General features: G+C 31.4%; 8 protein-coding genes. 7 read left to right on the top strand and 1 reads right to left on the bottom strand.

The features are described 5' to 3' along the window. The 5 genes from AB2369_RS08160 to AB2369_RS08140 all read left to right on the top strand — a co-directional run. A partial coding sequence (locus AB2369_RS08160) for a hypothetical protein (RefSeq protein WP_367665989.1) occupies nt 1–281 on the top strand: 281 nt, incomplete at its 5' end. Between the two features lie 113 nt (nt 282–394). Continuing rightward, the gene (locus tag AB2369_RS08155; RefSeq protein ID WP_367665988.1) at nt 395–1,285 is read left to right on the top strand and encodes a sulfide/dihydroorotate dehydrogenase-like FAD/NAD-binding protein; all 891 of its coding nucleotides are present in this window, start codon (nt 395–397) and stop codon (nt 1,283–1,285) included. After that, nucleotides 1,285–2,667, top strand: a complete 1,383-nt coding sequence (gltA, locus tag AB2369_RS08150; RefSeq protein ID WP_367665987.1) for an NADPH-dependent glutamate synthase — start codon at nt 1,285–1,287, stop codon at nt 2,665–2,667. The genes AB2369_RS08155 and gltA overlap by 1 nt, the downstream gene beginning before the upstream one ends. A 619-nt stretch (nt 2,668–3,286) precedes the next feature. Beyond that, nucleotides 3,287–4,210 (top strand): DNA-3-methyladenine glycosylase, encoded by a 924-nt coding sequence (locus AB2369_RS08145; protein WP_367665986.1) that lies wholly within the window; start codon nt 3,287–3,289, stop codon nt 4,208–4,210. A gap of 313 nt (nt 4,211–4,523) precedes the next feature. Further along, nucleotides 4,524–6,017, top strand: coding sequence for a 4Fe-4S dicluster domain-containing protein (locus AB2369_RS08140; protein WP_367665985.1), 1,494 nt, complete (start codon nt 4,524–4,526; stop codon nt 6,015–6,017). Between the two features lie 280 nt (nt 6,018–6,297). Here AB2369_RS08140 and AB2369_RS08135 read toward each other — a convergent pair whose 3' ends face one another. Beyond that, nucleotides 6,298–6,924 carry a TIGR01906 family membrane protein gene (locus AB2369_RS08135; protein ID WP_367665984.1) on the bottom strand — a complete coding sequence of 209 codons (627 nt, stop codon included), beginning with the start codon at nt 6,922–6,924 and terminating at the stop codon, nt 6,298–6,300. 453 nt (nt 6,925–7,377) lie between these two features. Between AB2369_RS08135 and groES the strand changes: the two genes are divergently transcribed. Both groES and groL read left to right on the top strand, forming a co-directional pair. After that, complete coding sequence (groES, locus tag AB2369_RS08130) at nt 7,378–7,647, top strand: co-chaperone GroES (protein ID WP_367665983.1); 270 nt, start codon at nt 7,378–7,380, stop codon at nt 7,645–7,647. A gap of 36 nt (nt 7,648–7,683) precedes the next feature. Further along, on the top strand, nt 7,684–9,318 hold the full coding sequence (gene groL / locus AB2369_RS08125) for a chaperonin GroEL (RefSeq protein WP_367665982.1): 1,635 nt from the start codon (nt 7,684–7,686) through the stop codon (nt 9,316–9,318). Nucleotides 9,319–9,431 lie beyond the last annotated feature (113 nt).

Genomic DNA, 9,431 nt, shown 5'->3' with positions numbered 1-9,431 from the left:
GATATAGGTCTTATGAAAAAAAGGATAAGGAATTCAAAGAGTATGTAAAAGAAAATCCATATTCTTATTTTTTAATATCAGGTATCTTAATTTATTTCGCTTATAAATTTTGGGGTGTAGGGTTTTCTGTAAGATATTCTTTTATTGTAGGAATATTTATTATGGCAAACTATTTGATTGAGGTATATGCAATGACTACAAGCAGGGATTGGGTAAGTTACAGAAAAAAAAGTGCAATGGTAGGTATGGTATTTATTTTTATTGTTATGTTTTTATTTTAAGGATGCAAGTAATATATTGATAATATATTTTATCAATAATTATATAAGGTGTTAGAAAATAATTATTAATTTAGTTAGTTTTTAATACTCAATTTTTAAGTGGGGGGAATAACATGTATAGGATTTTAAGAAAGAGACTTTTAGCACAAAATATATATCTTATGGATATAGAAGCTAAGAGGGTGGCAAAGTCCTGTTACCCAGGACAGTTTGTAATAGTAAAAATGGATGAGAAGGGGGAGAGGATACCTTTAACTATCTGTGATTATAATAGAGAAGAAGGTAGTGTTACTATAGTATTCCAAACTCTTGGAAATTCAACAAAGAAAATGGCAAACTATGAGGAAGGGGATGTATTTTCAGACTTTGTAGGACCTCTTGGTGTACCATCAGAAATGGTTCATGAAAGCCCAGAGGACCTTAAGAAAAAGAATATATTATTTGTTGCAGGAGGAGTTGGAACTGCTCCAGTTTATCCTCAGGTAAAATGGCTTCATGAAAATGGAGTAAGTGCAGATGTTATAGTTGGTACAAGATCCAAAGAAACTCTTATATTAGAAGAGGAGATGAAGTCGGTCTCAGGGAATCTTTATATAGCCACTGATGATGGAAGCTATGGAACCCATGGACTTGTTACAGATGTTATAAAGGACTTAGTACTTAATAAAGGAAAAAAGTATGACCTATGTATTGCCGTAGGACCTATGATAATGATGAAATTTGTAACCTTACTTACTAAGGAGTTAAATATAAAGACAGTAGTTAGTTTAAATCCAATTATGGTAGACGGAACAGGTATGTGTGGTGCTTGTAGAGTCACTGTTGGAGATGAAGTTAAATTTGCTTGTGTAGATGGACCAGAGTTTGATGGTCATCTTGTTAATTTTGATGAAGCTATGAGAAGACAAGCTATGTATAAAAGCGAAGAAGGTAGAGAGATTCTTAAAAAAGAAGAGGGAGATACTCATCATAGACAAGGTTGCGATTGTGGAGGTGAGAAGTAATGGATAGATTTAAGAGAATACCAGTGAGAGAGCAAGATCCAAAGGTTAGAGCTAAAAACTTTGAAGAGGTTTGTTATGGATACAATGAAGAAGAGGCTGTAAAAGAAGCTTCAAGATGCCTAAATTGTAAGAAACCTCATTGTGTTAGTAAATGCCCAGTGAATATTAATATTCCAGAGTTTATAAGCCATGTTAAAGACGGAAAATTTGAAGATGCAGCTAAGACTATAGCTAAATATTCAGCACTCCCAGCAGTTTGTGGTAGAGTATGTCCTCAAGAAAGCCAATGTGAGGGAAAGTGCGTTCTAGGGATAAAGGGAGAGTCAGTTTCCATAGGAAAGCTTGAAAGATTTGTGGCAGACTGGTCTAGAGAAAATAACATATCTCTTTGTGAAAAAGAAGAGAGCAAGGGAAAGAAAGTTGCAGTAATAGGAAGTGGACCAGCTGGACTTACCTGTGCTGGAGATCTAGCAAGAAAAGGATATGATGTTACTATATTTGAAGCACTACATGAGCCAGGGGGAGTTTTAGTTTATGGAATACCAGAATTTAGACTTCCTAAGGAGAAGGTGGTTAAGCACGAAATTGAAAATATAAAGAAATTGGGAGTTACAATAGAGACCAATGTTATTGTTGGAAGAACAGTAACTATAGATGAGCTTTTAAATGAAGAAGGTTTTGATGCTATATTTATAGGTTCAGGAGCAGGACTTCCAAAGTTTATGGGTATACCAGGAGAGAACTCTAATGGAGTATGCTCAGCTAATGAATTCTTAACTAGAAGTAATCTTATGAAGGCCTTTAAGGAAGAATATTCAACTCCAATAAGGGTTGGAAATAAGGTTGCTGTAGTTGGTGGTGGTAATGTTGCTATGGATGCTGCTAGAACTGCATTAAGGCTTGGAGCAGAAGTTCATATAATTTATAGAAGAAGTGAAGAAGAGCTTCCAGCAAGGGTTGAAGAAGTTCATCATGCTAAAGAAGAGGGGATAATTTTTGATCTTTTAACTAATCCGGTAGAGATTTTATCCGATGAAAAAGGATGGGTTAAAGGGATTAAGTGTATAAAGATGGAACTTGGTGAAGCTGATGCATCAGGTAGAAGAAGACCAGTAGAGATTAAAGGTTCAGAATTTACAATAGATGTAGATACAGTAATAATGTCTCTTGGAACATCTCCAAATCCATTAATATCTAGTACTACAAAAGGATTAGATATTAATAACAGGAAGTGTATAATAGCAGAGGAAGAAACAGGACTTACTACTAAGGATAAGGTTTATGCAGGAGGAGATGCAGTAACTGGTGCTGCTACAGTTATCCTTGCTATGGGAGCTGGAAAGAAGGCAGCTGCTGCAATAGATGAGTTTTTAAGTAAGTAAATACTAAATTTAGAGTTTTGGAAGCTTTGTGAAAGATAAAAAAATTATCTATTAACAGAAGATGCCCGAAAATCTCCCATGCTTATCTGGGAGGCTTTCGGGCATTAATTTAATTTAAAACTTAAATATTAAAATTATAACTAAGCAACTGTTATTTATATTAATAGTAAGTCACAAGTATTTTTATTATATATATGTTTTATTAAACAAAGTATAAAATAAAAAACAACACATAAACTAATTTAAAGTTATGAAAGTAGTATAAAATTTTTAGAGTAAATCCTAATCTATATGTTTGTACTTAGTGTCTTGAAAATGTAAATTTTAAGAAATAATATATAATAAATCTCTAGTTTAGAAAACCTATAATAAAATTTAATTAGATAATTTATCTAATTATAAGAAGCTAATTAAAAAGATATTAACTTTAAATAATTAATATTATATAATAGTAACTAAGATAGAACGAATCTTCCTTTAAATGGTGTTCTTTCAACCATCTAAAGGTTAGATGAGTTAATCTAGGGGTGTAGTAACTGTTCTCCACCACCTTTTAATAGGATGAGAGTGTTACGAGCTATTAGCCATCAGACAAATTATTAATTAAGAAGGTGAAGATATGGATTTTAATAATATAGAAGAATTCAATGAAGGAATTATAATAAAGGAAGTAAAAAACTTTGAACTTCCTCATATTTTTGATTGTGGTCAATGCTTTAGGTGGGAAAGACAAGAAAATGGAAACTACATAGGAGTTGCTTTTCAACGTGTCATAGAGGTAGAGAAAAAAGGTAGTGATGTTTATCTTTATAACGCTACTAAAGATGATTTTGAGAACATATGGCTTGAATTTTTTGACTTAAATAGAGATTATACTGCTATAAAGGATGAACTTTCTAAGGATGAAATCTTAAAAAAATCTGTGGAGTTTGGTCACGGTATAAGGTTACTAAAACAAGATCCTTTTGAGATGGTGATTAGTTTTATTATATCAGCTAACAACAGAATACCTATGATAAGAAAGGCTATTAATACCATAAGTAGCAAATGGGGTAAAACTCTTTCATATAAGGGAAAAACATACTATGCCTTTCCGACGTTAGAGGACTTTAGTAAAGTATCCTTAGAGGAGATTGAAGAATGTGGAGTAGGTTTTAGAGCAAAATACATATATGATACTGTAAAGAAAATATATAACTTTAAGAATGGAGTAAAAGAAGATAATATATCCTTAGGAGAAGAGATTAATTGGGATTTAAATTACATAAAGGCATTAAGTGATGATGAATGCCATAAGGCTCTTCAAAATTTTTCAGGAATTGGACCAAAGGTTGCAGATTGTATTATGCTTTTCTCCATGGAGAAATATTCAGCTTTTCCAGTGGATGTATGGGTTAAGAGAGCAATGCAACATTTCTATTTAGCTCCAGATGTTTCATTAAAGAAAATGAGGGACTTTGCAAGGGAGAAGTTTGATAACTTATCAGGTTTTGCTCAGCAATATCTTTTTTACTATGCAAGAGAAAATAATATTAAGGTATAGATAATATTAAAGATTTTAATGTTGATTAAGATAAAATAAAGGTAAAATTTGAAAAATTAGACTTCTTCTATAATTTTATAGAAGGAGTCTTTTAATTTTAAATTATTGATAGGAATAATTTAAAAAAGTTATTATTTTAACAAAATATTACTATTAATTCAGTGAAAAGTAGCAAAATTAGTTTTGTTACTTTGTAAATGTTTTCTGTTATAATATGAATAGAAATAGTTTGATTTTACTTGGATAAACTGTAACATCGCGATTTTGAAACAGAGGGGAAAAAGTTTTAAAATTTTGTTGGAGGGGTATAATTATGCTTACATTTGAAACTGAATTAAAAAGATTCAAACATCATATTTTAAAAAATATAGCTTGTCTTGGAAGAGATGGTAAGCTTAGAAAAGAAGAGCTTATAAAAATACCAGGGATAATATTTCAAGACCAGGAACCTCATTACAGGGAAACAGTGAATAAAGAAAAAAAGGTTATATTAGATACAGTTAAAATTTTAAGCTCTAATAGTACTAAAGATAATAGTGAGGAATTTTATGATATCTCTAATAGTGATCAAATAATTTATGTAATAGATGAAGCTTGTGATAGATGCCCCACAAAGAAATACTGGGTAACTAATGCTTGTCGTGGATGTATATCTCATAAATGTATGGAAGTATGTCCAGCTAAATGCGTATCTAGAGTAGATGGGAAAGCTTATATAGATGACAGTAAATGTAGAGAATGTGGAATGTGCAAAAAGGCTTGCCCTTACGATGCTATCTCTGTAGTTGGTAGACCATGTAAAGCTATATGTCCAACAGGAGCTATAAGTTTTAATAAGAATTCAGAGGATAAAAAAGCTATAATTGATGAAAGTCTCTGTATAAATTGTGGAAATTGTATGGCAGCTTGTCCTTTCGGAGCCATAATGGATAAAAGTTCTATTGGACAAGTAGCTAGAGATATTTCTAAAGGTGAGAGATTATATGCCATAGTTGCACCTGCTATAGGAGGTCAATTTGGTATTAAAACAACCATGGCTCAAGTAAAAGAAGCGGTTAAAAAATTAGGATTTGTTACAATGCAGGAAGTAGCAGAAGGAGCTGATGCAGTTACTGCGGCAGAAAGTAATGAATTTGTTCATAGGATGAAGGAAGAGAGCAATTACATGACTAGTTCTTGTTGTCCAGGTTTTATGAAATATATAGAAGTTATGTTCAGCTCAGAAGCAAAACATATATCTACTACTGTATCTCCTATGATAGCTACAGCTAGATATATAAAATCTAAGGATCATAAGGCAAAAATAGTGTTTATTGGACCTTGTACAGCTAAAAAGATGGAGGTATTGAGAAGTGAACTTAGAGGAGATATTGAATATGTTTTAACTTTTGAAGAGCTGTATGCTTTATTAGATGCCTTTAATATAGATGTACAGAGCTTTAAGGGAGAGATTATAGATGATGGATCTATTTATGGAAGAGGATTCGCTGCAGGGGGGGGACTTACGGCAGCTATAGAAAACTATATAAAAGATAGTGGGATAGATATTGAATTTAAGCCTATTAAAGTTAGTGGTGGTGCTGAAGTTAAGAAAGCTATGACCATGGCTAAGGTACTTAAACTTGGTGGAAATTTTATTGAAGGCATGATTTGTATGGGAGGCTGTATAGGAGGTCCAGGAAATCTTGTATCTCAATTAAAGGGGAAGCCTGTTATGAATAAATTCAATAATGAGGCCACTAAAAAGTCTGTGTTATCAAATGAGAAGATTGAAGAGTATTGTAAATTGAATTTAGAAAGACATTAAGGATAAAAATAATTAATATTTATATAAAATTTAAGGGAATATATGAATAATTTAAGGATTTGCTACTAAAGTAATTTTTAGTAACAAATCCTTAATTCATTAATAATATATAAATTTAGCCCCTAATATAATGTAATATTATATTTTTACAACTGGGAATTTAGGTTTTATATGATCTTATAAAAATTATTGAAATACAAATAGAATTTTTATATATTTGTATATTTAACAATAGAGAATAAGAGTAATAGATAATATAGCTGTAAAGACTTTCTGTTCTTTATTTTCTTTTAAACACTTTAGTTAATATTAAAAGACCTAAGGTAAATACCTCTATTAATAATATAATCAGTATAAAGCTATGCATAAAAAATTCTTGAGGTAAAATATTTATAATAGGGTCAAGGTCTGGATCAAAGAGCCAATAGTTATTTCTAAAGAAGACCCCATGAAATAGATTAAAGGCTTTATCAAAATTTAAAAGCAAGATAGATACTAATATAATTGGACATAAAAATATTACAATAAGAGGCTTTTTTAGTTTATTTGTTAGTCCATTTCTAAATAGGTACATTAAGAATATAAAAGATAGTATAAGAGAAACAATATTAATAGAATAATTTATGTGAAATAACCTTTTAACTTCTTCAAAATGTATTAGTCCTTCTTTAGAGCTTTTAAAATCTGACATGGAGAGAGTAGAAATATTTTTATTATTTAAGTATTCCATAAGTTCATCGTAGTTTTTAACTACTTTATCATAGCTAAGACCAACAGTATTTGGTAAATCAAACTTTTTAACATCATACAAGAATAAAGGCTTAAATCTTATAGCTATTGTTATACTAGAAGATATAATAGCAAGACACATACATAATACACCTAATAAAAATAATAATTTTTTCATTTAATTATTAAAACTCCTCTTAAATTAAGTTATAGTTTTTTCTAGATAAACCACATGACAATTAAAATTAAATCACCGGCCAACATTATTTAAAGCGTATTCAAAGGTTGAATTCTGAGAGAGTTTATCTATATAAAGTTATTATATAAAAATTTATATATATTAAATAGAGTTTTGGAAATAATAATATGAGAAAATTAAGAAAGAGCATATATAAACATAAAAACATAAGATTTTTTAAATAAAATAATGAAAAAATGAGCTTTAAGCTAATAATGGCAAAAAAACGAAGTATAGAGCCTATAATCAAATTTTAAGATAATTTGTTAAATTTGAAGTAACCTTAATAATACTTTATCATTATAGGTGTATTAGCACTCAACACTATAGAGTGCTAACAGATATGTAAAACAGTATATTAATATTATTATATATATTTAAGGAGGGGTAACCATGATAAGACCACTTGGAGACAGAGTAGTTATAAAGAGATTAGAAGCAGAAGAAGTAACAAAGGGCGGAATTATACTTACTGGTAATGCAAAGGAAAAGCCACAAGAGGCTGAGGTTGTTGCAGTAGGACCAGGAACAGAAAAGGTAACTATGGAAGTTAAGGTTGGAGATAAGGTTTTATTCTCTAAGTACGCTGGAACAGAAGTTAAAGTTTCTGCTGATGAGTACATTATAGTTAAACAAGAAGATATATTAGCAGTAGTTGAATAATTATAAATTTATTTATTTGTTAGGAGGGAATTTTAAATGGCTAAAAGCATAATATTAGGTGAAGAAGCAAGAAGATCTATGCAAAAGGGTGTTGATATCCTTGCAAACACAGTAAAGGTTACTTTAGGACCAAAGGGAAGAAACGTAATATTAGATAAGAAATTTGGTTCACCATTAATAACTAACGATGGTGTTACAATAGCAAGAGAAATAGAGCTTGAAGATGCATATGAAAATATGGGAGCTCAACTTGTTAAAGAAGTTGCAACTAAGACAAATGATGTAGCAGGAGATGGAACTACAACAGCTACATTACTTGCTCAAGCAATAGTAAGAGAAGGTTTAAAGAATGTTACAGCTGGAGCTAACCCAATGCTTATAAGAAAGGGTATAAATAAAGCTGTAGAAAAAGCAGTTGAAGAGCTTAAGAACCTTTCTAAGCAAGTAGAAGGAAAAGAAGACATAGCAAGAGTTGCATCTATATCTGCTGCGGATGAAGAGATAGGTAAGCTTATAGCAGATGCTATGGAGAAGGTTGGTAACGAAGGAGTTATAACTATTGAAGAATCTAAATCCATGGGAACAGAGCTAGATGTTGTTGAGGGAATGCAATTTGATAGAGGATATGTAAGCCCTTACATGGTAACAGATGCTGAGAAGATGGAATCTAACTTAGATGATCCATTTATCTTAATAACAGATAAGAAGATAACTAATATTCAAGATATATTACCAGTACTTGAGCAAATAGTTCAAGCAGGTAAGAAATTACTTATAATAGCTGAAGACATAGAAGGGGAAGCAATGGCTACTCTTGTAGTTAATAAGCTAAGAGGAACATTTACTTGTGTAGCAGTTAAGGCACCAGGATTTGGAGATAGAAGAAAAGATATGCTAAGAGATATAGCTATTCTTACAGGTGGAGAAGTTATATCAGAAGAATTAGGATATGACTTAAAAGAAGCTACATTAGATATGCTTGGAAAGGCTCAAACAGTAAAAGTTGACAAAGAAAACACTACAATAGTAAATGGTGCAGGAGAAGCCCAAGCTATTCAAGATAGAGTTAGACAATTAAAAGCTCAAATAGAAGAGACAACTTCAGAATTTGACAAAGAAAAACTACAAGAAAGACTTGCTAAGTTATCTGGTGGAGTTGCAGTTATCCAAGTTGGAGCAGCAACAGAAACTGAATTAAAAGAAAAGAAACTTAGAATTGAAGACGCTTTAGCTGCTACTAGAGCTGCAGTAGAAGAAGGTATAGTATCAGGTGGTGGAGTTGCATTAGTAAATGTAATCCCAGCAGTTGAAGCATTATTAGATACAACTTCTGGAGATGAAAAGACAGGAGTTAGCATAATCTTAAGAGCTTTAGAGGAGCCAGTTAGACAAATCGCTGCAAATGCAGGATTAGAAGGCTCAATCATAGTAGAAAAAGTAAAAGCTAGTGAAAAAGGCGTTGGATTCGACGCATTAAATGAGAGATATGTTAACATGATTGAATCAGGTATAGTTGACCCAGCAAAAGTAACAAGATCAGCTCTTCAAAATGCTGCATCAATAGCTGCTATGATTCTTACTACAGAAGCTGTAGTAACTGACTTACCAGAAGAAAATGAACCAGCTATGCCAGGAATGGGTGGCATGGGCGGCATGGGCGGAATGATGTAATATCTGTCCAGCAAAATTGAAAGGATATAGATTTAGACTAGTTGATATAAATAAATCTTAAACAATTTGTGAACAATAAGTAATTAAGGGACTTTTCATAAGTAGATTTAACT

Source organism: Clostridium sp., from assembly GCF_040797585.1.
Lineage (GTDB): Bacteria > Bacillota > Clostridia > Clostridiales > Clostridiaceae > Clostridium_Z.
The sequence above is the reverse complement of the archived record's forward strand: the minus strand, read 5'-3'. Positions and strand labels throughout refer to the sequence as shown.

Bases quoted from the DNA above. Each gene is read 5' to 3' on its own strand.
- AB2369_RS08145 (WP_367665986.1), top strand. From the start codon at position 3,287: ATGGATTTTAATAATATAGAAGAATTCAATGAAGGAATTATAATAAAG.
- AB2369_RS08140 (WP_367665985.1), top strand. From the start codon at position 4,524: ATGCTTACATTTGAAACTGAATTAAAAAGATTCAAACATCATATTTTA.
- AB2369_RS08135 (WP_367665984.1), bottom strand. From the start codon at position 6,924: ATGAAAAAATTATTATTTTTATTAGGTGTATTATGTATGTGTCTTGCT.
- groES (WP_367665983.1), top strand. From the start codon at position 7,378: ATGATAAGACCACTTGGAGACAGAGTAGTTATAAAGAGATTAGAAGCA.
- gltA (WP_367665987.1), top strand. From the start codon at position 1,285: ATGGATAGATTTAAGAGAATACCAGTGAGAGAGCAAGATCCAAAGGTT.
- AB2369_RS08155 (WP_367665988.1), top strand. From the start codon at position 395: ATGTATAGGATTTTAAGAAAGAGACTTTTAGCACAAAATATATATCTT.
- groL (WP_367665982.1), top strand. From the start codon at position 7,684: ATGGCTAAAAGCATAATATTAGGTGAAGAAGCAAGAAGATCTATGCAA.